Source organism: Pseudomonas sp. MDT1-16 (genome assembly GCF_054898115.1).
In genome coordinates this window covers 251,304-273,368 of record NZ_CM142717.1, presented here as the reverse complement: position 1 = coordinate 273,368, position 22,065 = coordinate 251,304, and the positions used below count along the sequence as shown (strand labels likewise).

Annotated in this window: 20 protein-coding genes; 12 read left to right on the top strand and 8 right to left on the bottom strand. The window is 59.9% G+C overall.

The features are described from left to right. Position 1: 1 nt before the first annotated feature. Both choX and ACYZT3_RS01200 read left to right on the top strand, forming a co-directional pair. Positions 2-922 (top strand): choline ABC transporter substrate-binding protein, encoded by a 921-nt coding sequence (gene choX, locus ACYZT3_RS01205; protein ID WP_462031336.1) that lies wholly within the window; start codon positions 2-4, stop codon positions 920-922. Between the two features lie 176 nt (positions 923-1,098). Next, the gene (locus ACYZT3_RS01200) at positions 1,099-2,667 is read left to right on the top strand and encodes a SulP family inorganic anion transporter (protein ID WP_462031335.1); all 1,569 of its coding nucleotides are present in this window, start codon (positions 1,099-1,101) and stop codon (positions 2,665-2,667) included. Positions 2,668-2,757: 90 nt separating this feature from the next. On the opposite strand, the gene aroE is transcribed toward ACYZT3_RS01200, so the two are convergent. Beyond that, a complete protein-coding gene (gene aroE, locus ACYZT3_RS01195; RefSeq protein ID WP_282379688.1) occupies positions 2,758-3,579 on the bottom strand; it encodes a shikimate dehydrogenase in 822 nt (273 codons plus the stop codon). Between the two features lie 13 nt (positions 3,580-3,592). Further along, entirely contained in the window at positions 3,593-4,507 is a 915-nt protein-coding gene (hemF, locus tag ACYZT3_RS01190) for an oxygen-dependent coproporphyrinogen oxidase (RefSeq protein WP_462031334.1), read from the bottom strand. Positions 4,508-4,678: 171 nt separating this feature from the next. Between hemF and ACYZT3_RS01185 the strand changes: the two genes are divergently transcribed. Then, complete coding sequence (locus tag ACYZT3_RS01185; RefSeq protein ID WP_462031333.1) at positions 4,679-5,656, top strand: NADPH:quinone reductase; 978 nt, start codon at positions 4,679-4,681, stop codon at positions 5,654-5,656. 89 nt (positions 5,657-5,745) lie between these two features. Here ACYZT3_RS01185 and ACYZT3_RS01180 read toward each other — a convergent pair whose 3' ends face one another. From ACYZT3_RS01180 to ACYZT3_RS01170, 3 genes are all read right to left on the bottom strand, one after another. Further along, the gene (locus ACYZT3_RS01180; protein ID WP_046056609.1) at positions 5,746-6,303 is read right to left on the bottom strand and encodes an L-threonylcarbamoyladenylate synthase type 1 TsaC; all 558 of its coding nucleotides are present in this window, start codon (positions 6,301-6,303) and stop codon (positions 5,746-5,748) included. 56 nt (positions 6,304-6,359) lie between these two features. Next, a complete protein-coding gene (dprA, locus tag ACYZT3_RS01175) occupies positions 6,360-7,466 on the bottom strand; it encodes a DNA-processing protein DprA (protein WP_462031332.1) in 1,107 nt (368 codons plus the stop codon). A gap of 81 nt (positions 7,467-7,547) precedes the next feature. Beyond that, positions 7,548-8,573: a LysM peptidoglycan-binding domain-containing protein gene (locus ACYZT3_RS01170; RefSeq protein ID WP_282379698.1), complete on the bottom strand. Its 1,026-nt coding sequence runs from the start codon at positions 8,571-8,573 to the stop codon at positions 7,548-7,550. A gap of 169 nt (positions 8,574-8,742) precedes the next feature. Between ACYZT3_RS01170 and def the strand changes: the two genes are divergently transcribed. Genes def through ACYZT3_RS01145 form a run of 5 tightly spaced genes read left to right on the top strand, consistent with a single transcriptional unit; the run spans position 8,743 to position 13,340 of the window. After that, complete coding sequence (gene def, locus ACYZT3_RS01165) at positions 8,743-9,249, top strand: peptide deformylase (protein ID WP_282379700.1); 507 nt, start codon at positions 8,743-8,745, stop codon at positions 9,247-9,249. A gap of 57 nt (positions 9,250-9,306) precedes the next feature. Beyond that, positions 9,307-10,266: a methionyl-tRNA formyltransferase gene (gene fmt, locus ACYZT3_RS01160; protein WP_462031331.1), complete on the top strand. Its 960-nt coding sequence runs from the start codon at positions 9,307-9,309 to the stop codon at positions 10,264-10,266. Further along, the gene (rsmB, locus tag ACYZT3_RS01155; RefSeq protein WP_282379704.1) at positions 10,263-11,573 is read left to right on the top strand and encodes a 16S rRNA (cytosine(967)-C(5))-methyltransferase RsmB; all 1,311 of its coding nucleotides are present in this window, start codon (positions 10,263-10,265) and stop codon (positions 11,571-11,573) included. Before fmt ends, rsmB begins: the two co-directional genes overlap by 4 nt. 22 nt (positions 11,574-11,595) lie before the next feature. Then, complete coding sequence (gene trkA / locus ACYZT3_RS01150) at positions 11,596-12,969, top strand: Trk system potassium transporter TrkA (RefSeq protein ID WP_282379706.1); 1,374 nt, start codon at positions 11,596-11,598, stop codon at positions 12,967-12,969. A 56-nt stretch (positions 12,970-13,025) separates the two neighbouring features. Beyond that, positions 13,026-13,340 carry a tetratricopeptide repeat protein gene (locus ACYZT3_RS01145; RefSeq protein WP_282379708.1) on the top strand — a complete coding sequence of 105 codons (315 nt, stop codon included), beginning with the start codon at positions 13,026-13,028 and terminating at the stop codon, positions 13,338-13,340. 69 nt (positions 13,341-13,409) lie between these two features. Here the strand turns inward: ACYZT3_RS01145 and ACYZT3_RS01140 are convergent, their stop codons facing one another. Both ACYZT3_RS01140 and tag read right to left on the bottom strand, forming a co-directional pair. Beyond that, positions 13,410-14,297: a lysophospholipid acyltransferase gene (locus tag ACYZT3_RS01140; protein ID WP_282379710.1), complete on the bottom strand. Its 888-nt coding sequence runs from the start codon at positions 14,295-14,297 to the stop codon at positions 13,410-13,412. A gap of 40 nt (positions 14,298-14,337) precedes the next feature. After that, positions 14,338-14,895: a DNA-3-methyladenine glycosylase I gene (tag, locus tag ACYZT3_RS01135; protein ID WP_282379713.1), complete on the bottom strand. Its 558-nt coding sequence runs from the start codon at positions 14,893-14,895 to the stop codon at positions 14,338-14,340. Positions 14,896-14,976: 81 nt separating this feature from the next. Between tag and glyQ the strand changes: the two genes are divergently transcribed. From glyQ to ACYZT3_RS01115, 4 genes are all read left to right on the top strand, one after another. After that, on the top strand, positions 14,977-15,930 hold the full coding sequence (glyQ, locus tag ACYZT3_RS01130; RefSeq protein WP_008155694.1) for a glycine--tRNA ligase subunit alpha: 954 nt from the start codon (positions 14,977-14,979) through the stop codon (positions 15,928-15,930). Next, positions 15,927-17,981: a glycine--tRNA ligase subunit beta gene (gene glyS / locus ACYZT3_RS01125; RefSeq protein WP_282379715.1), complete on the top strand. Its 2,055-nt coding sequence runs from the start codon at positions 15,927-15,929 to the stop codon at positions 17,979-17,981. The genes glyQ and glyS overlap by 4 nt, the downstream gene beginning before the upstream one ends. A 10-nt stretch (positions 17,982-17,991) precedes the next feature. Beyond that, positions 17,992-18,525: a D-glycero-beta-D-manno-heptose 1,7-bisphosphate 7-phosphatase gene (gene gmhB, locus ACYZT3_RS01120; protein WP_462031330.1), complete on the top strand. Its 534-nt coding sequence runs from the start codon at positions 17,992-17,994 to the stop codon at positions 18,523-18,525. 82 nt (positions 18,526-18,607) lie between these two features. Next, entirely contained in the window at positions 18,608-19,384 is a 777-nt protein-coding gene (locus ACYZT3_RS01115; RefSeq protein ID WP_462031329.1) for a lysophospholipid acyltransferase family protein, read from the top strand. Between the two features lie 261 nt (positions 19,385-19,645). On the opposite strand, the gene gyrB is transcribed toward ACYZT3_RS01115, so the two are convergent. Next, positions 19,646-22,063, bottom strand: coding sequence for a DNA topoisomerase (ATP-hydrolyzing) subunit B (gyrB, locus tag ACYZT3_RS01110; protein ID WP_282379763.1), 2,418 nt, complete (start codon positions 22,061-22,063; stop codon positions 19,646-19,648). Between the last annotated feature and the right edge of the window lie 2 nt (positions 22,064-22,065).

Genomic DNA, 22,065 nt, shown 5'->3' with positions numbered 1-22,065 from the left:
CATGCGTAAGTTATCCACAGCAGTGACGGTCGGGCTTCTGGCTCTGGGCAGTGCATCGGCGTATGCCGATCAGAGTTGCGAGACGGTAAAAATGGCCGACCCTGGCTGGAGCGATATTGCCGCGACCAACGCCATCACCGGGTTTCTGCTGGACGGCATGGGCTACAAGGCCAAAGTCGACACGCTTGCCGTGCCGATTACCTTTGGCGGGCTCAAGGACGGCCAGGTCGATGTGTTTCTGGGTAACTGGATGCCGGCGCAACAGGGTTTCTATGACAAATTCGTGGCCACCGGTGACGTCACGCAACTGGCGAAAAATCTCGATGGCACCGAATTCACGCTCGCCGTCCCGGACTACGTCTGGGACGCGGGTGTGCATAACTTTGCCGACCTGAACAAATATGCCGACAAGTTCGACAAGAAGATCTACGGCATCGGCTCCGGCGCTCCCGCCAACATCTCCTTGCAAGAAATCATCAAGAAGAACGACTTCGACATGGGCCAGTGGAAACTGGTCGAGTCCAGCGAGCAGGCGATGCTGGCGGAAGTGTCTCGTGCGGTGAAAAAGCAGAAGTTCGTGGCCTTCCTCGGCTGGACCCCGCACCCGATGAACGTGCAGCTGAAAATGCATTACCTCAAGGGCGGCGAGAAGTATTTCGGCGACACCGGCAGCGTTCATACGCTCACCCGCAAGGGTTATGCACAGGCCTGCCCGAACGTCGGCAAGCTGCTCACCAACCTGAGTTTCACGCAGGAGATGGAGAACAGCATCATGGCCGACGTGGTGAACAAGAAGGTCAGCAATGCTGATGCGGCGAAGGCGTGGATCAAGGCTAATCCGGCGGTGCTGGACAAATGGCTGGAGGGTGTAAAGACGGTGGATGGGAAGGATGCGTTGCCGGCGGTGAAGGCAAAGCTTTAACTCTCTCCGCCGATCGTTCCCACGCTCCGCGTGGGAATGCCGCCATGGACGCTCCGCGTCCGCTTCAAGATGTGACGCGGAGCGTCACGGGATGCATTCCCACGCGGAGCGTGGGAACGATCAGCGATCGGTGACTCGTCCTGATACCCTTGCGCAAAACCCACCCGAGAGGACCCATGGCCTTCCCAAGCCGCCATTCGCTCTTCCCCTTCCTCAGCTGGATGCCCCGGCAAACCCGCGCCAGCGTCGGTCGTGACCTGATCGTCGGTCTCAGCGGCGCCATTCTCGCGCTGCCGCAATCCATTGCCTACGCGCTGATCGCCGGCCTCCCACCGGAATACGGTCTATACGCCGCCATCATCCCGGTGCTGATCGCGTGTCTCTGGGGTTCTTCGTGGCACTTGATCTGCGGTCCTACGGCGGCGATTTCTATCGTCTTGTACGCCAGCGTCAGTCCTCTAGCCGTTCCTGCGTCAGAGGACTACGTCACCCTGATCCTGTTGCTGACGCTTCTCGCCGGTATTTTCCAGTGGCTGCTCGGCTTGCTGCGCTTCGGCGCCCTGGTGAATTTCGTCTCGCACTCGGTGGTCCTGGGTTTCACCCTCGGTGCGGCGGTGGTGATTGCCATCGGCCAACTGCCGAATCTGTTGGGGCTGGACTTGCCCAACCAGGCAACAGCGCTGAACAGCTTGATGATGCTGTTCAGTCACCTCGGCGAAGTGGATAAACCTTCGCTAATGCTGGGCTTGGCGACCGTCGTGGTGGGCGTGGTGTTGAAACTGCTCTTGCCACGCTGGCCGACGCTGTTGATCACCCTGGCGCTGAGCGGATTGCTGGTCTGGTTCTGGCCATCGATGTTCGGCCATGTGAAGTTGGTCAGCGCATTTGTCGGGCGGTTGCCGCCCTTCAGCCCACTGCCGCTGGATCTGGACCTGATTCTGCGCTTGCTACCCAGCGCGGTGGCGGTGGGCATGCTTGGGCTGGTCACCAGTCTGTCGATTGCCCGTTCCTTGTCGGCCCGCTCACAGCAGTTGCTCGACGCCAATCAGGAAGTCCGCGCCCAAGGTTTATCGAACATTGTCGGTGCGTTTTTTTCCGGGTCGCTGTCAGCCGGTTCCTTCACCCGCTCGGGCTTGAGTTATGAAGCAGGTGCCTGTTCGCCGATGGCCGGCGTGTTCTCAGCGTTATGGGTCGCACTGTTCGCCCTCTTCGGCGCGGCGCTGATCGCGCACATTCCAATCCCGGCCATGGCCGGCAGCATTCTGTTGATCGCCTGGGGACTGGTGGATCATCGCGGCATTCGCGCATTGCTGCGGGTCAGCCGCGCCGAGTTCCTGGTCATGGTGCTGACCTGTGTCGCCACGCTGTTGCTGGAGTTGCAGACGGCGATCTACGCCGGCGTGCTGGCCTCGTTGTTTTTCTACCTCAAGCGCACCTCGCAACCGCGGGTCCAACATTGGCGCGATGGGGATGAAGACATTCTGCGGGTCGGCGGCTCGATCTTTTTCGGCGCCAGCCATTACCTGCAAGTACGCCTGCAACGGATGCACGGCGCGCGCGTGGTGATCGAGGCGCAACAGATCAACTTCATCGACTACTCGGGCGTGGAAATGCTGCACCAGGAAGCGCGGCGACTACTGCGCCAGGATCGCAGCCTGACCCTGCGACGGGCAAGGCCGCAGGTAGTAGAAGAATTGAGAAAGCTGGAAGGGGCAGAGAAATGCCCGATCCGTTTCGAAGATTGAAATACCGTCTCCTGTAGGAGCGAGGCTTGCCCGCGAAGCTTTTGGCATACTCGAGGACGCCTTCGCGGGCAAGCCTCGCTCCTACAAGGGTTACGCGGCTAGCTGCCGGCGGAGTTCTGCCAGCACCGTTGCCGTGTCCGGGCGCACGCCGCGCCACAGGAAGAAAGCTTCTGCCGCTTGTTCGGCGAGCATCCCCAAGCCATCCATCGACACCGCCGCGCCATGTTCACTGGCCCAACGGCAGAACGAGGTCGGCTCCTTGCCGTACATCATGTCGTAGCACACCGTTTTGCCCGGCTCGATCAAACTGCTGGCAATCGGCGGTACTTCGCCTGACAGACTGGCGGACGTCGCGTTGATGATCAGGTCCACCGACTCCTTCAACCAATCGAAACTACTGGCCGACACCGGCCCCAGGTCCGCGAACAATTCCGCCAACAGTTCGGCTTTTTCCACCGTGCGGTTGGCGATGACCACTGACGCCGGTTGCTCGGCCAGCAAAGGCTCCAGCGCACCGCGCACCGCGCCACCAGCACCGAGCAGCAGGATGCGTTTGCCCTTGAGGCTGAAACCGGCGTTAACCGTCAGATCCCGCACCAGTCCGGCGCCATCGGTGTTGTCGCCCAACAGGCTGCCATCAGCCAGTTTGCTCAGGGTGTTCACCGCACCGGCGCGTTGCGCCCGCGCCGTCAGACTGTTCGCCAGACGATAGGCCTCTTCCTTGAACGGTACCGTGACATTCGCCCCGCGCCCTTCGAGGAAAAACGTCCGGGCGCACGTGGAAAAATCGTCGAGGGGCGCCAGCAACGTGCTGTAGTCGAGTTTTTGAGCCGTCTGCTCGGCGAACAGACGGTGGATCAGCGGCGACTTGCTGTGGCCAATCGGGTTACCGAATACGACGTAACGGTCCATCAGAATTCCTCGTTCAGGCCTTGGCCAACCAATCGCGGTCTTGCAGGAAGTATTCGGTCAGGCGTGCCTCTTCGCTGCCCGGCTCGACTTTCCAGTCGTAGCCCCAGCGTACTTGCGGTGGCAGGGACATCAGGATCGACTCGGTACGACCGCCCGATTGCAGGCCGAACAGCGTGCCGCGGTCGTAGACCAGATTGAACTCGACGTAGCGCCCACGGCGGAATTCCTGGAATTCACGCTGTTTCTCGGTAAACGCATCATTTTTGCGGCGCTGCACGATCGGCAGGTAGGCGTCGATGAACGCATCACCGATGGCGCGCATGAAGGCGAAGCTGGTGTCGAAGTCCCACTCGTTCAAGTCATCGAAAAACAGCCCGCCGATGCCGCGCGGCTCGTGGCGATGCTTGATGTGGAAGTAGCTGTCGCACCAGGCCTTGTAGCGCGGGTAAACATCCGCACCGAACGGCGCGCAGGCCTGCTCGGCGACACGGTGCCAGTGCACACAATCTTCTTCGTTGCCGTAATAAGGCGTCAGGTCAAAGCCACCGCCGAACCACCAGACCGGTTCCTCGCCTTCTTTTTCCGCGATGAAAAAGCGCACGTTGGCGTGGGATGTCGGCACATGCGGGTTGTGCGGGTGAATCACCAGCGACACGCCCAACGCTTCAAAGCCGCGCCCGGCCAGTTCCGGCCGATGAGCACTGGCAGACGGTGGAAGACCGCTGCCGAAGACGTGGGAAAAGTTGACGCCGCCCTTTTCGATGACCGCGCCGTTTTCGATCACCCGGGTGCGACCGCCACCGCCGGCAGGCCGGCTCCAGGTGTCTTCAACGAAGCGTGTGCCGCCGTCTTCAGCTTCGAGGGCCGCGCAAATGCGGTCTTGCAGGTCGAGCAGGTAGGCTTTTACGGCCTCGGTGCGGGTCGTCATGTCATCACCTTGAATCGGGCAAAGCTACGCGGCGCTTAACGGCCGGCGGCAAATTGCTGCGTAGGATAACACTGCACCTTGCCCCGTCGCAGTTGACGAAGATCAAGCATGGGAGTTCGATAGGGCGCTTCGCGCTACAACTCTAGTAGCTAAGACCCAAGGAGTAGGCAGATGGCTAAGCGTATCCAGTTCCGTGCCCATGGCGGCCCTGAAGTGCTCGAGTATGTCGATTACCAACCCGCCGAGCCCGGCCCGCAGCAGGTTCGCGTGACTAACAAGGCCATCGGCCTGAATTTCATCGACACCTATTACCGCAGTGGCCTCTATGCACCGCCAGCCTTGCCGTCGGGCGTGGGCGCGGAAGGTGCGGGCGTGGTCGAGGCGGTGGGCAGTGAAGTCACCCGGTTCAAGGTCGGTGATCGCGTGGCTTACGGCAGCGGCCCACTGGGCGCCTACAGCGACGTTCACGTCTTGCCGGAGGCCAATCTGGTGCACCTGCCGGACGCGATCAGCTTCGAACAGGCTGCCGGGGTAATGCTCAAGGGCCTTACCGTGCAGTACCTGCTGCGTCAGACGTATGAACTCAAGGGTGGCGAAACCATTCTGTTCCACGCCGCGGCCGGTGGTGTCGGCTCGCTGGCCTGCCAATGGGCGAAGGCCTTGGGTGTGAAGTTGATCGGCACGGTCAGCTCGCCGGAAAAAGCCGCTTTGGCCAAAGCCAACGGCGCTTGGGCAACCATCGACTACAGCCATGAAAACGTCTCACAACGCGTACTGGAATTGACTGACGGCAAAAAAGTCCCGGTGGTGTACGACGGCGTCGGCAAGGACACTTGGCTGACTTCGCTTGATAGCACGGCGCCTCGCGGTCTGGTGGTGAGCTTTGGCAATGCGTCCGGTGCGGTAGACGGGGTGAACCTGGGGATTCTCTCGGCGAAGGGTTCACTGTACGTGACCCGCCCGACCCTGGCGACCTACGCCAACAACGCTGAAAACCTGCAACGTATGGCGGATGAACTGTTCGAGATGATCATCAGCGGGAAGTTGAAGGTGGACATCAGCCAGAAGTATCCATTGGCTGAAGCGGCGAAGGCGCAGACCGAGCTGTCGGCGCGGCGTACGACGGGCTCGACTGTTTTGTTGCCTTGAGGGCCTCTTCGCGAGCAAGCCTCGCTCCTTCAGGGGATCGCGTACTACCTGTAGGAACGAGGCTTGCCCGCGAAGAACGATGACCGGTCCTAATCCGGGCGCACAACCTTGCCGGTCGCCAGATCGCGGATCACGCTCGGGTTCTTGCGCCCACCCAGATTCCCACCCAACACGTAATCCACCTGCCCACGGAAATACTGCTCGACGCGAATCCGCGTCCGCGCCGCCGGTTGGCCCTGCGGGTTGGCCGACGTCGAAACCAACGGCCCGACCACCGCGCACAAATCCCGCACCAACGGGTGATCGCTGACCCGCAGCGCCACCGTTTCATGCACGCCGGTAATCCACTGCGGCAACATATTCTGATGCGGCACCAGCCAGGTGTTCGGCCCTGGCCAGGTGCTGGCCATGCGATCCATCCACAGTTCAGGGAAGTCTTCGAAGAGGAAGTCGAACTGGCGAATGTTGTCGGCCACCAGAATCAACCCTTTTTCCACCGACCGACCCTTGATCGCCAGCAGACGATAGACCGCTTCTTCGTCCCACGGGTCGCAACCCAGGCCCCAGACAGCTTCGGTTGGGTAGGCAATCACCGCCCCTGCGCGAATTGCTCGTGCGGCTTGTTGCACACGCCAACTGTTGACCATGAAAAAAACTCTCCGGAATAAGGCTCTGCGCAGTTTACCGATCTTCCTTATAAAACCTAGCTCACCCGCGCAAACCAGCGTCCGTTTTCGCAGACCGCACGGCCGTCCATTTCCAGCTCCGTCAGCGCTGCCAGCACTTTGGGCAAGGCCCAGCCGCTGGTGACGGACAGCGCTTCACTGGTATGGGGCGCCGCGTGAAGCAGCACAAGCAAGGGATGAGTCGCCGCCGCCGAAGGCATCTCTGTGGATAACGGCAACCGTTGCCAGCCACGCAAGGCTTCGAGGATATGCTCGATGGTTTCCACCAGCACCGCGCCGTCGCGAATCAGCTGATGACACCCCTTGGCACCAGGGTGGTGGATCGACCCCGGAATCGCATACACCTCACGCCCTTGTTCCGCCGCCAGCCTCGCGGTGATCAACGAACCGCTGGCGACACTCGCCTCGACCACCAGCACGCCGAGGGATAAACCGCTGATAATTCGATTGCGCCGGGGGAAGTTGCTGGCGCTGGGACCGGCGTCCAGCGGGAACTCCGAAATCACCGCGCTGCCCGAGTCGATCATGGCGTCCGCCAGCCGTCGATTGCGCTGTGGATAAAACTTTTCAAGTCCCGTGCCAAGTACACCGACCGTTCGCCCGCCCACGTCCAAAGCGGCTTGATGCGCGACGGCATCGATGCCCAGCGCCAAACCGCTGGTAATGACAAAACCGGCGCCAGCCAAACTACGGGAAAAAGCGGCGGCAGTATCCATGCCCGGCCGCGAGGCGCGACGACTACCGACCATCGCCAGCTGCGGTTCTTCCAGAATGCCCGGATCGCCGGCAACGAATAACAGTGGCGGCGCATCACTGATTTCCGCCAGCAGCGCCGGGTAGTCAGGTTGGTCCCACATCAGTAAATGCTGGCCCGGGCGCTCTAACCAGGCCAATGCGTGACCCGCACCATCACGGATTTCAGTGGAGCGCCTGGCCTCCGCGCAAGCGAGGGGCAAACCCAGCGAACACCAGGCACTGGCAGGCGCGCTGATAGCCTTGGAGGCCGAGCCGAAAGCCTCAAGCAATTTCTTGAAACGCGCTGGGCCGAGCTCCGGTAGTCGATGCAAACGTAAACGAGCTTCCAGTTCCGCAGGGGAAACCGGTGCAAAATCAGGCAGTGACATGGATCATCCTTGATCGTTATGAACTCCCGTTCAAACGGGAATAAGCTGTGGATAACTCTGTTGGTAACTTGTGGAGCCTGCTTACGGATTTCGCACCTTGTCCAGGACTGCCAGGGAGCGTGATGCGTTGAGCACCAGCCCGTAGCTGAGCTTGTCGTAAGTGCGGAAAACCATCAGCAAACCGGCGCGCTCATCCGGGATTTTCAGTGGCTGACCGGTGATTCGGTCACGCACGGTCTCGCCGGTTTTCATCACCACCAGCACATTGCCTTCGGCGAGACCATCGCGTCGGCCCTTATTCAGCGTGACCACATCCAGTGCGCCAATCTGCGTGACACCGCGCGGCACGTCGATGATCAACCCGTTGATCTCGGTTGTTGGCGCACTGGGCATGAAGGTCGAGTTGATCGATCGCTCTTCACCGCTGAACAAGCGGTCGCCGAGGCGGACCTCTTGAGTCGTGCGTTGCAGCGCCAGGGTGGCGACGTCGCCTTCGGTGGCCACAATCTCGCCGCTGCCGATGTCGTCGGCATTGATCCCCAAAAACTCTTTACTGCCAGGATCGGTGTAGATCTTGCCCTGACGGAAGATGCCGTAAACCGGCTGGTCTGGGTCGAAGTGGCCGCGAGCAAAGATTCGGTCACCGGAGCCACTGAGCACGCGCTCGGCATCGCCGGCGACGATATAAGGCGCCTTGTCGAAGTCCTTGACCGTGTCGACGATGCGGTTGCTCAGCAGAAAGCTGTTGATCGATTGCAGCGGAATGCTCGGGATGGCGTCGGCTACCGGGCTGCTGCGGATGCGTGGCGAAAGCTTGATGGTGCCCCTGGAAGCGCCGCGGTTAAGGGTCAGGCGTGGCTGCCCGTTGACGTAGACCAGCGAAAGCGAGTCGCCGGGGTAGATGAGATTGGGGTTTTCGATCTGTGGATTGGCCTGCCAGAGCTCCGGCCATTTCCACGGCTCACGGAGGAATTTCCCCGATATGGCCCAGAGTGTGTCACCCGATACCACGGTGTATTGCTGTGGAAAACCTTCCTTGAGTTGCACTTGCCCGTGCGCCAAACCGGCCGAGACCAGAAGGAGCAAGGCGAGTAGTGATTTCCTCATGCGGTGAATCCCTTTATTATGTGCGTTCGCGTGAAACGCCAGAGCCCCCGTGGCTCGCTCCTGACTCTTCTCGAAAAGAAGGGAGCTACGTTTTACAACGGTAGCCTGCATCTTCGGACCCGCCAGGCCATCGACCCGACATTACCTCACACGTGCAGCAATTAAGCTTATGGCCATTTTAGACATCCTCGAATTCCCCGACTCGCGCCTGCGTACTATCGCCAAACCTGTGGCCGTAGTGGACGACGAAGTGCGTCAGTTGGTCGATGACATGTTTGAAACAATGTATGAAGCGCCAGGCATCGGTCTCGCCGCGACCCAGGTCAACGTGCACAAACGTATCGTCGTGATGGACCTCTCCGAAGACCGCAGCGAACCACGGGTGTTCATCAACCCCGAGTTCGAAACCCTGACCGACGAGATGGAGCAATATCAGGAAGGCTGCCTCTCGGTGCCGGGCTTCTACGAAAACGTCGATCGCCCGCAGAAGGTCAAAATCAAGGCCCTGGACCGCAACGGCCAGCCTTACGAACTGATCGCCGAAGGCCTGCTCGCGGTGTGCATCCAGCATGAATGCGACCACCTGAACGGCAAATTGTTCGTTGACTACCTGTCCAGTCTCAAACGCGACCGAATCAAGAAGAAACTGGAAAAGCTCCATCGCCAGAACGCTTGATGCCCTCCTTTCAAAGGCTTGCTGCGGCAAGCCTTTTTCTTTTCAGAGATTGCTTCCATGACTGAGCCACTGCGCATCGTCTTTGCCGGCACCCCGGAATTCGCCGCCGATCACCTCAAGGCCCTGCTCGACAGCCCTTATGAGATCGTCGCGGTCTACACCCAACCGGACCGTCCGGCGGGACGTGGGCAAAAGCTGATGCCGAGCCCGGTCAAGCAGCTGGCGCTGGAAAACAACATCCCGGTGCTGCAACCGCCGACGCTGCGCAACGAAGACGCTCAGGCTGAACTGGCCACGCTCAAGCCGGACTTGCTGGTGGTGGTCGCCTACGGCCTGATCCTGCCGCAAGTGGTGTTGGATATTCCGCGCCTGGGCTGCATCAACAGCCACGCATCCTTGCTGCCACGCTGGCGCGGTGCGGCGCCGATCCAGCGCGCCGTGGAAGCGGGCGACGGCGAAAGCGGCGTGACTGTGATGCGCATGGAACTGGGCCTCGACACCGGGCCGATGCTGCTGAAAGTCACCACGCCGATCACCGGTGAAGACACGGGGGGCAGTCTCCACGACCGTCTGGCGCAAATGGGTCCGCCAGCCGTGATCCAGGCGATTGCCGGCCTCGCTGCGGGCACTCTGGAAGGTGACGTGCAGGACGACAGCCTCGCCACCTACGCGCACAAATTGAACAAGGATGAAGCGCGCATCGACTGGAGTCGCCCGGCGGTTGAGCTGGAACGCCTCATTCGTGCCTTCAATCCTTGGCCGATCTGCCACAGCACGCTGAACGGCGAAGCATTGAAAGTGCTGGCCGCCAACCTGGCTGAAGGGCAGGGCGCACCGGGTGAAATCCTCAGCGCCAGCAAGGACGGTTTGATCATCGCCTGCGGTGAGCAGGCACTGTGTCTGACCCGTCTGCAATTGCCCGGCGGCAAGGCGCTGAACTTCAGCGACTTGTTCAACAGCCGTCGTGAGAAATTCGCTGTTGGCACCGTTCTCGGTCAAGCGGTGGACGCTCAATGAATCCACGTCTGGCCGCCGCCAAGGCACTGGCTGCTGTTCTTAACGGAAAAGCCTCACTCAATAGTTCCCTGCCGACACAGATGGACAAGGTCGACGACCGCGACCGCGGCTTCACCCAGGACCTGGCGTTTGGCACCGCTCGCTGGCAGCCGCGTTTGTCAGCGCTGGCGGCCAAATTGCTGCAGAAGCCGTTCAAGGCAGCCGACGCCGATGTCGAAGCGCTGTTGCTGGTCGGTCTCTATCAACTGCTCTACACCCGGGTCCCGGCCCACGCCGCCATCGGTGAAACCGTGGGTTGCGCCGACAAGCTGAAAAAGCCGTGGGCCAAGGCTTTGCTCAACGCCGTGCTGCGTCGCGCCCAGCGGGAAAGCGAAGCGCTGCTGGCCGAGCTGGAACATGACCCGGTGGTGCGCACCGCCCATCCGCGCTGGCTGCAAAAATCCCTCAAGGCTTTCTGGCCTGAACAGTGGGAAGCCATTTGTGTGGCGAACAACGCGCATCCGCCGATGATTCTGCGGGTCAACCGTCGCCATCACACCCGCGATGCTTATCTCGCGTTGCTGAGCGAAGCCGGCATCGCCGCCACGCCGTGCGTTTACAGTCAGGACGGCATCATCCTCAACGCCGCCGCCGACGTGCGCAGCCTGCCGGGTTTCGCCGAAGGCTGGATCAGCGTGCAGGACGAAGCGGCGCAACTGGCCGCCGACCTGCTCGACCTGGCGCCGGGCCAACGGGTGCTGGACGCTTGCTGCGCGCCGGGCGGCAAAACCTGTCACATTCTTGAAGCCGAGCCGGCACTCGCCGGTGTCGTAGCGGTAGACCTGGAAGCCAAACGTCTGGTGCGAGTGCGGGAGAACCTTGCACGCTTGGGCCTCAGCGCCGAACTGATCGCCGCCGATGGCCGCGACACCGCCACTTGGTGGGACGGCAAACCGTTTCAACGCATTTTGCTGGACGCGCCGTGTTCGGCCACCGGCGTCATCCGTCGTCATCCCGACATCAAGCTGACTCGTCAACCTGATGACATCGCCGCGCTGGCGGTGCTTCAGGGCGAGCTGCTCGACGCCCTGTGGTTAACGCTGGAAGTCGGCGGCATTCTGCTTTACGCAACATGTTCCACGCTGCCGACCGAGAACACTGAAGTCATCGAAGCGTTCCTCGCTCGTACCCCGGGCGCCCGTGAACTGGACCTCGCCACTGCGGCTGGGATCAAGCAGCCTCATGGTCGCCAGTTGCTGGCCCAGGAAGGCGGCCACGACGGGTTCTACTACGCCAAGCTGATCAAGATCGCCGCCGCGCGCGGTTAAATGGACTCAATGGAGTGACCGGATGAAAATCATCATCCTCGGTGCGGGGCAAGTCGGCGGTTCGCTGGCAGAACATTTGGCCAGCGAGGCCAACGACATCACGGTGGTCGACACCGACAGCGAACGCCTGCGCGATCTCGGTGATCGGCTGGACATCCGCACCGTGCAAGGCCGCGGCTCACTGCCGACGGTGCTACGTCAGGCTGGCGCGGACGACGCCGACATGCTGGTAGCGGTGACCAACAGCGACGAAACCAACATGGTTGCCTGCCAGGTTGCCCACACCCTGTTTCACACCCCGACAAAGATCGCCCGGGTTCGCGAAGCCGCGTACCTGACTCGCTCCGAGCTGTTCGACAACGAAGCGATTCCGGTGGACGTGCTGATCAGCCCGGAGCAAGTGGTCACCAACTACATCAAGCGCCTGATCCAGCACCCGGGCGCCTTGCAGGTGATCGACTTCGCCGAAGGCAAGGCGCAATTGGTGGCGGTCAAGGCTTACTACGGCGGCCCACTGGTGGGTCAGCAACTGCGCCAGCTGCGTGAACACATGCCGAATGTCGAAACCCGCGTGGCGGCGATTTTCCGTCGCGATCGGCCGATCCTGCCTCAGGGCGATACGGTGATCGAGGCGGACGACGAAGTCTTTTTCATCGCGGCCAAGGCGAATATTCGCGCGGTGATGAGCGAAATGCGCCGCCTCGATGAGAGCTACAAGCGCATCGTTATCGCCGGTGGCGGACAGATCGGTGAGCGTCTGGCCGAGGCCATCGAAAGTCGTTACCAAGTGAAGATCATCGAGATGAACCCGGCGCGCTGCCGTCATCTCTCGGACACCCTCGACAGCACCGTGGTGCTGCAGGGCAGCGCTTCGGATCGGAACTTGCTGATGGAAGAGAACATCGCCGACGCTGACCTTTTCCTGGCCCTGACCAACGACGACGAAGCCAACATCATGTCCTCGCTGCTGGCCAAGCGGCTGGGTGCGAAGAAGGTGATGACCATCATCAACAACCCGGCCTACGTTGACCTGATCCAGGGTGGCGACATCGACATCGCCATCAGCCCGCAATTGGCGACCATCGGCACCTTGCTGGCCCACGTGCGCCGAGGCGATATCGTCAGCGTGCACTCATTGCGCCGGGGCGCGGCGGAAGCCATCGAGGCGATTGCCCACGGTGATGAGAAGTCGAGTAAGGTCATCGGCAAGGCCATTGAGAACATTGGTTTGCCGCCGGGCACCACCATTGGCGCAATCATCCGCGCCGAAGAAGTGATCATTGCCCACGACGACACGGTAATCGCGGCGGGTGACCATGTGATTCTGTTCCTTGTGGATAAAAAGCATATTCGGGATGTGGAAAAGCTGTTCCATGTGGGGTTGAGCTTCTTCTAATCCAACTTGCCCGCGAAGGCGACTCCGAACTTCTTCCATAAATCGAAGGTGCCGGCATGATCGAATCCCTGGAAAAAATGCTCGCCAAGGGTGTGGATAACGCATTGCTGCGCTTTGGGCTGGGCAAGGGTTACCTGGATCTTGGGGAACACGCCAAGGCGGCCGAGCATTTCCAGCATTGCGTCGAATTTGATCCGAAGTATTCGGCGGCCTGGAAGCTTTTGGGCAAGGCCCATCTGGGGCTGGAGGATTTCGCGTCCGCACGTCAGGCGTGGGAAAAGGGCCTGGAAGCCGCTCGCGTCCATGGCGACAAGCAGGCAGAAAAGGAAATGACGGTGTTTCTGAAGAAGCTTGAGCGTCAGGCTCACTGATCAGGGTAACGCAGGCCAATAGATCAAAAGATCGCAGCCTGCGGTAGCTCAAAGTTATCCACAGCAGCATCAATACCAGCGTTCTTCACCCGGTGGACGCTTCTTGAAGCGCTTCATGCTCCACATGTACTGGCTCGGATAGGCCCGCACATAGCGCTCGACCACCTGGCTCATGGCCGCGCAGGACGTCTCGGTATCGGTGCTGTACATGGCTTCTGGCGCGGCTTCGATGATCACTTTGTAACCCGAACCGTCCGGCAGACGTAGCGCATGCAGGAACACGCCGACCGCTTTGCCGCCAGCGAGCATGTTCGGTACGAACTTGCTGGTCAGGGCCTGTGTGGCGAAGAACGGTACGAAGATCCCGGCGGACTCGGCCGGTTCCGGGTCAGCGGGAATGCCCACTGCACCCCCTTTGCGCACTTCCTTGATGACACTGAGGATGCCTTCCCTGGTGGAAGCGGCCACCCGGTTGCCCAATTGCACCCGCTGCTTGCGCAGCAAATCATCCACAGCCTTCAATTTCGGCGGGCGATAGAAAATGATCGGTTTGCACTGGTTGCAATAGAAGTGGTTCAGCACCTCCCAGTTGCCCAGGTGGCTGGTGATACCGACCACACCTTTGCCGGAGGCGAGGGCGTCCTTCAATACGTCGAGACCTTCGACTTCACGCACCAGGTCGATGGAGCGCTGGGCCGGCCAGATCCAGGCGCAGGCGCTTTCGGTCAGGGATTTGCCGATGTCTTTCAGACTCTGGCCGACCAGACGCTCCCGTTCAGCAGGGTCCATCTGCGGAAAGCACTTGGCGAGATTGATCCGCACCACATCGCGGGAACGGTTGGGGGTTTTCCACATCACCCAGCCAATGGCCGAGCCCACCGCCTGCACTGCCCGCCACGGGAGCAGGGCAAACAGCCGCAGAGCGCCTACCAGCAAGGCGCCTTTAAACTTATCCACAGGTCACTCCTGATCTTGTGCTGTGCGCGAGGCGGCTATTCTAACCGCCGTTCGCCAGCGTCGCGTAGCGATCGCAATCCTGGGTGTGGTCCATGACCATCCCCGAGGCCTGCATCAGCGCGTAGCAAATAGTCGGGCCGACGAAGGTGAAGCCGGCCTTTTTCAGGCGTTTGCTCATCTCCACGGCGGTCGGCGTCACGGCCGGCACTTCGCTGCGATCCTTGAAATGATTGATCACAGGCTTGCCGTCGACGAAGGACCAGAGAAATGCCACCGGATCTTCCAGCGCCAGCCAGGCCTGGGCATTGCGCCGGGCCGCGTTGAGTTTGAGGCGATTGCGAATGATGCCCGGATCGAGCATCAATTCATCGATTTCAGCGTCGCTCATTTGCGCCACGCGCTGTACGTCGAACCCGAACAATACCTCGCGATAACGCTCACGTTTACGCAGCACGGTGATCCAGGAAAGGCCGGCCTGGAACCCTTCGAGCAAAAGTAACTCGAACAATCCCTGCGCATCGCGTAGCGGCGTACCCCACTCCTGATCGTGATAAGCCATGTACAGCGGATCTTCGGAACACCAAAAGCAGCGTGGCATAAGGCTCCAGGGGGCGTGCGCAGGACCGAATCGGGTATACTCCCGCTCTTTAAATCGCAGCCCAAGAAACAGGTGAATTTCGTGAGCCAGCCTACGCCAGCCGTGCGTACCTTCCAAGACTTGATCCTCGCCCTCCAGCAATACTGGGCCGAGCAAGGTTGTGTGGTACTTCAGCCCTACGATATGGAAGTAGGCGCCGGGACTTTCCACACGGCCACGTTTCTGCGCGCCATTGGCCCGGAAACCTGGAACGCCGCTTATGTGCAGCCCAGTCGTCGCCCGACTGACGGCCGCTACGGCGAAAACCCGAACCGTCTGCAGCACTACTACCAATTCCAGGTAGTGCTGAAGCCGAACCCGGACAATTTCCAGGAACTGTACCTGGGCTCCCTCAAGCACGTTGGCCTGGACCCGTTGGTCCATGACATTCGCTTCGTCGAAGACAACTGGGAATCGCCGACCCTCGGCGCCTGGGGTCTGGGCTGGGAAGTCTGGCTTAACGGCATGGAAGTGACGCAGTTCACCTACTTCCAGCAAGCGGGCGGCATCGAGTGCTACCCGGTGACCGGCGAGATCACTTACGGTCTGGAGCGTCTGGCCATGTACCTGCAAGGCGTGGACTCGGTCTACGACCTGGTCTGGGCTGACGGCCCGATGGGCAAGGTCACCTACGGCGACGTGTTCCACCAGAACGAAGTGGAGCAGTCGACCTACAACTTCGAACACGCCAACGTCGAGAAGCTGTTCGAACTGTTCGATTTCTATGAAAGCGAAGCCAAGCGCCTGATCGAACTCGACCAGCCGCTGCCGTTGCCGAGCTACGAAATGGTGTTGAAGGCCTCCCATACCTTCAACCTGCTGGATGCTCGTCGGGCGATTTCGGTGACCGCACGTCAGCAATACATTCTGCGAGTGCGCACCCTGGCGCGTTCCGTTGCGCAAGCCTACCTGCTGGCTCGCGCCAAGCTGGGCTTCCCGATGGCGACCCCGGACCTGCGTGATGAAGTGTTGGCTAAGCTGGAGGCTGCACAATGAGTGCTCAAGATTTTCTGGTTGAACTGGGCACTGAAGAACTGCCACCCAAAGCCCTGAACACCTTGGCTGACGCGTTCCTGGCCGGTATCGACAAGGGCCTGCAAGCCGCTGGCCTGAACTACGAGACCAAAACCGTCTACGCCGCGCCACGTCGTCTGGCTGTGCTGATCACTTCGCTGGCGACTCAGCAGCCGGATCGCAGCATCAACCTCGATGGCCCGCCACGTCAGGCCGCGTTCGATGCCGAAGGCAATCCGACTCAAGCGGCACTGGGCTTCGCCAAGAAGTGCGGCGTCGACCTGAGCGAAATCGATCAGAGCGGCGCGAAACTGCGCTACAGCCAAAGCATCGCCGGCAAACCGACTGCGAGCCTGCTGCCGACCATCGTCGAAGATTCCCTGAACGACCTGCCGATCCCCAAGCGCATGCGCTGGGGTGCTCGCAAGGAAGAGTTCGTGCGCCCGACTCAGTGGCTGGTGATGCTGCTCGGTGACCAGGTCATCGACTGCACCCTTCTCGCCCAAAAATCGGGCCGCGATTCCCGTGGTCACCGCTTCCATCACCCGCAAAGCGTGCGCATCACCTCGCCGGCCAATTACTTGAGCGACCTGCGTGCCGCCTACGTACTGGCCGATGCCAACGAGCGTCGCGAGCTGATCAGCAAGCGCGTCGAGGAGTTGGCAACGATGCAGGAAGGTACTGCGATCGTTCCGCCAGCCCTGCTCGACGAAGTGACCGCGCTGGTTGAATGGCCAGTGCCGCTGGTGTGCTCGTTCGAGGAACGTTTCCTCGATGTGCCGCAAGAAGCGCTGATCACCACCATGCAGGACAACCAGAAGTACTTCTGCCTGCTGGATGCCGACGGCAAGTTGCTGCCACGTTTCATTACCGTGGCCAACATCGAAAGCAAAGACCCGCAGCAAATCATCGCCGGTAACGAGAAAGTGGTTCGCCCACGCCTGACCGACGCCGAGTTCTTCTTCAAGCAAGACAAGAAGCAGAAACTCGAAGACTTCAACCTGCGCCTGCAGAATGTGGTGTTCCAGGAAAAACTCGGCAGCGTCTACGACAAGGCAGAGCGCGTTTCCAAACTCGCCGCGTTCATCGCTCAGCGCATTGGCGGCAACGCCGCGTGGGCTTCCCGCGCCGGCCTGCTGTCCAAGTGCGACCTGGCGACCGAGATGGTCGGTGAGTTTCCGGAGATGCAAGGTGTCGCCGGTTACTACTACGCCCTCAACGACGGCGAGCCGCAAGATGTTGCACTGGCCCTGAACGAGCAGTACATGCCGCGCGGTGCCGGCGCTGAACTGCCGACCACCCTGACGGGTGCGGCCGTGGCTATCGCGGACAAACTCGACACGCTGGTCGGCATTTTCGGCATCGGCATGCTGCCAACCGGTAGCAAAGACCCGTATGCCCTGCGCCGTGCAGCGCTGGGTGTATTGCGAATCCTGATCGACAAGAAACTCGACCTCGACCTGAACGACGCCGTGGCGTTCGCCGTGAATGCGTTCGGTACCAAGGTCAAGGTTGCTGGCCTGAACGACTCGGTGCTGGAGTTCATCTTCGACCGTCTGCGCGCCCGTTACGAAGACGAAGGCGTTGATGTCGGGACGTACCTGTCGGTGCGTGCCTTGAAGCCGGGTTCGGCGCTGGACTTCGATCAGCGCGTACAAGCGGTGGAGGCATTCCGCAAGTTGCCGGAAGCCGCTGCCCTGGCCGCGGTGAACAAGCGCGTTTCCAACTTGCTGAGCAAGGTAGAAGGCTCTGTTCCTTCGGTCGTGGAAGCCAAGTACTTCGACAACGCCAACGAGTTCTCCCTGTATTCGGCGATCCAGCAGGCTGACCAGGCTGTCCAGCCGATGGCCGCTGCGCGTCAATACAGCGAATCGCTGGCGCGCCTGGCTGCCTTGCGCGAGCCGGTGGATGCGTTCTTCGAAGCGGTGATGGTCAACGCTGAAGACGCCAAGGTCCGCGCCAACCGTTATGCGTTGCTGGCACGTCTGCGTGGGCTGTTCCTCGGCGTTGCTGACATCTCGCTGCTGGGCTGAGGGGCTACTGTTGAAACTGCTGATTCTCGATCGGGACGGGGTGATCAATTACGACTCCGACGCTTACATCAAGTCGGTGGACGAGTGGATTCCGCTCCCCGGTGCGATTGAAGCCATCGCGCAGTTGAGCAAGGCCGGCTGGACGGTAGCGGTGGCTACCAACCAGTCGGGCATCGCTCGCGGCTATTACGACATCGCCACCCTGGACGCCATGCACGAGCGCTTGCGCTCGTTGGTGGCGGAGCAGGGCGGTGAGGTCGGGCTGATCGTCTATTGCCCGCACGGGCCGGATGAAGGCTGCGATTGCCGCAAGCCAAAACCCGGGATGTTGAAAACCATCGCCGCTCATTACAACGTATCGCTGAATAATCTATGGTTCGTCGGCGACAGTCTCGGTGACCTGGAGGCCGCCAAAGCCGTCGATTCTCAGCCAGTTTTGGTTAAGACCGGGAAAGGCAAAAAGACTCAGGGCAAGACCCTGCCGGTAGGCACCTTGATTTTTGACGATCTAGCGGCGATTGCCGCAGAACTTATCCACAATTAGAGCGTTTTCGAGATTCCTGACCAAGGATTGATCGGGAGTGCGCTTTATATAGACGGGCAGAGCCCGCACGGTAAACGTCGCCATGTCGATATTGCAGGCCTTCAGATCCTTCCTCTTTTACCTGCTGCTGGGCACCAGCTCTTTGCTTTGGTGCAGCCTGAGCTTTTTTATCGCGCCTTTTCTGCCGTTCAAGGCCCGATATCGCTTCATTAATGTGTACTGGTGCCGCTGCGCCCTGTGGCTGAGTAAAGTCTTTCTCGGTATCAGCTACGAAGTGAAGGGCGCCGAGAACGTTCCAGACCAGCCCTGTGTGATTCAGTCGAACCACCAGAGCACGTGGGAGACGTTCTTTCTATCGGCTTACTTCGAGCCGTTGAGCCAAGTGCTCAAGCGTTCACTGCTGTTCGTGCCGTTCTTCGGCTGGGCGATGGCCATGCTGCGACCGATCGCCATCGACCGGGACAACCCGAAAGCGGCGCTCAAGCATGTGGCGAAGAAGGGCGATGAACTGCTGAAAGACGGTGTCTGGGTCCTGATCTTTCCAGAGGGGACACGTATTCCTTACGGGACGATCGGAAAATTCTCTCGGGGTGGTACCGCTTTGGCGGTCAACGCCGCGCTTCCGGTGCTGCCGATTGCGCACAATGCTGGCAAGTTCTGGCCGAAAACTGGTTGGGCGAAGAAGCAGGGCGTCATCACCGTAATCATCGGCGTACCGATGTATGCCGAGGGTAGCGGGCCGCGAGCCATTGCGGCGCTGAATGATCGGGTCCAGGCCTGGAACGAGCAAATGCAGCGTGAAATGGGTTCGCTGCCGCCCGCCCCAGCACCGGCCGCTACCGATCAAGTGGCTGTCTGAGATTCTGTGGATAACCTGTGTACCGTTTTACCGAAAACTAACGTTTTTTAATCATATCTTTATGATTTATATACATATTTCTTAAGCTCATAAAACTCGCTAAATGGTGCATAAGTTTTTTCGGGCGCAAAAAAACCGGCTGATATAGCCGGTTTTTTATGCGCGCGATTTGCGATGTTTTCGCTTCTGCGACCATTTTTTGAAGAGATAAAAAAGGCCAACACTAGGTGTTGGCCTTTTTCGTCTGGTAGGTCCGCTGGATCAGAAGTCCAGGTTGGAAACCGCCAGGGCGTTGCTTTCGATGAAGTCACGACGAGGCTCGACCGCATCACCCATCAGGGTGTTGAAGATCTGGTCTGCGCCAATGGCGTCTTCGATGGTCACTTTGAGCATCCGGCGCTGGCTTGGGTCCATGGTGGTTTCCCACAGCTGATCCGGGTTCATTTCACCCAGACCTTTGTATCGCTGGATGGTGTGACGCTTGGTGCTTTCGGTCATCAGCCATTCAAGGGCTTCCTTGAACTCGGTGACCGGCTTCTTGCGCTCGCCACGCTGGATGTACGCGCCGTCGTCCAGCAAGGTGCTCAGTTGAGCGCCCAGAGAAACCACAGTCTTGTAATCGTTGCTGCCGAAGAAATCGCGGTTGAAAGTGACGTAGTTCGACAAGCCGTGGGAGATCAGTTCGACCTCAGGCAGCCAGACGTTACGTTCACGGTCTTCACGCAGGCTGGCTTTGTAAACCAGGCCAGACTTCTCGACGGTGCGCAGACGAACTTCGTACTGGGCCAGCCAATCCTGCATCGCTGCGTGATCGGACAGTTGCTCCATACTCACTGCCGGCAAGTAGATGAAGTGCTCGGTCAGTTCCTGTGGGTACAGGCGCGACAGACGCTTGAGGGTCTTCATCACCAGACGGAAGTCATTCACCAAACGCTCAAGGGCTGGTCCGGAAATACCCGGTGCTTCCTCGTTCAAGTGCAGGCTCGCGTCTTCCAGGGCCGACTGCGTCATGTACTCTTCCATGGCGTCGTCGTCTTTGATGTATTGCTCTTGCTTGCCCTTCTTGACCTTGTACAGCGGTGGCTGAGCGATGTAGATGTAGCCGCGCTCGATCAGCTCCGGCAACTGACGGAAGAAGAAGGTCAGCAGCAGGGTGCGGATGTGCGAACCGTCGACGTCAGCATCGGTCATGATGATGATGTTGTGGTAACGCAGCTTCGCGATGTTGTACTCGTCGCGGCCAATGCCGCAGCCCAGCGCGGTGATCAAGGTACCCACTTCTTGCGAAGAGATCATTTTGTCGAACCGCGCCTTCTCGACGTTCAGGATCTTGCCTTTCAGCGGCAGGATGGCCTGGGTTTTACGATTACGTCCCTGCTTGGCGGAGCCGCCAGCAGAGTCACCTTCCACGAGGTACAGTTCGGAAAGGGCAGGGTCTTTTTCCTGGCAGTCAGCCAGTTTGCCCGGCAGACCAGCGATATCCAGCGCGCCTTTGCGACGAGTCATCTCACGGGCTTTACGCGCCGCTTCGCGAGCGCGAGCCGCATCGATCATCTTGCCGACGACCAGCTTGGCTTCGTTCGGGTTTTCCAACAGGAAGTCGGAGAAATACTTGCCCATTTCCTGTTCGACCGCGGTCTTCACTTCGGAAGAAACCAGCTTGTCTTTAGTCTGGGAGCTGAACTTCGGATCCGGCACTTTTACCGAGATGATCGCGGTCAGGCCTTCACGGGCATCGTCACCGGTGGTCGCGACTTTGTGTTTCTTCGCCAGACCTTCAGCTTCGATGTAGGTGTTCAGGTTACGCGTCAGTGCGGAACGGAAACCCACCAGGTGAGTACCGCCATCGCGCTGCGGAATGTTGTTGGTGAAGCACAACAGGTTCTCGTTGAAGCTGTCGTTCCACTGCAGGGCGATTTCCACGCCGATGCCGTCTTCACGCTGGACGTTGAAGTGGAACACCTGGTTGACCGGCGTCTTGTTGGTGTTCAGGTATTCAACGAACGCACGCAGACCGCCTTCGTACTTGAACAGCTCTTCCTTGCCGCTGCGTTCATCCTTGAGGACGATACCGACACCGGAGTTGAGGAAGGACAGTTCACGAATCCGTTTGGCCAGGATGTCCCAGCTAAAGTGGATGTTCTTGAAGGTCAGATCGGACGGTTTGAAGTGAATCTGGGTGCCGGTGGTTTCGCTTTCACCGACGATTTTCATCGGTTCTTGTGGAACACCGTGAATGTAGGTCTGTTCCCAGATCTTGCCGCTGCGGCGCACCGTAAGAACAAGCTCTTCGGACAGCGCGTTCACCACCGACACACCTACACCGTGCAGACCGCCGGATACTTTGTAGGAGTTGTCATCGAACTTACCGCCGGCGTGCAGCACGGTCATGATGACCTCGGCTGCCGAAACCCCTTCCTCTTTGTGCACATCTACCGGAATGCCACGACCGTTGTCTCGAACGGTGATGGATTCGTCCGGGTGGATGATGATGCTGATGTCGTCGCAGTGGCCGGCGAGAGCTTCGTCGATCGAGTTATCGACCACTTCGAACACCATGTGGTGCAGACCGCTGCCATCGTCGGTGTCACCAATGTACATACCGGGACGTTTGCGTACGGCATCCAGGCCTTTCAGCACTTTAATGCTCGTTGAGTCGTACGTATTTTCTTCGCTCAATG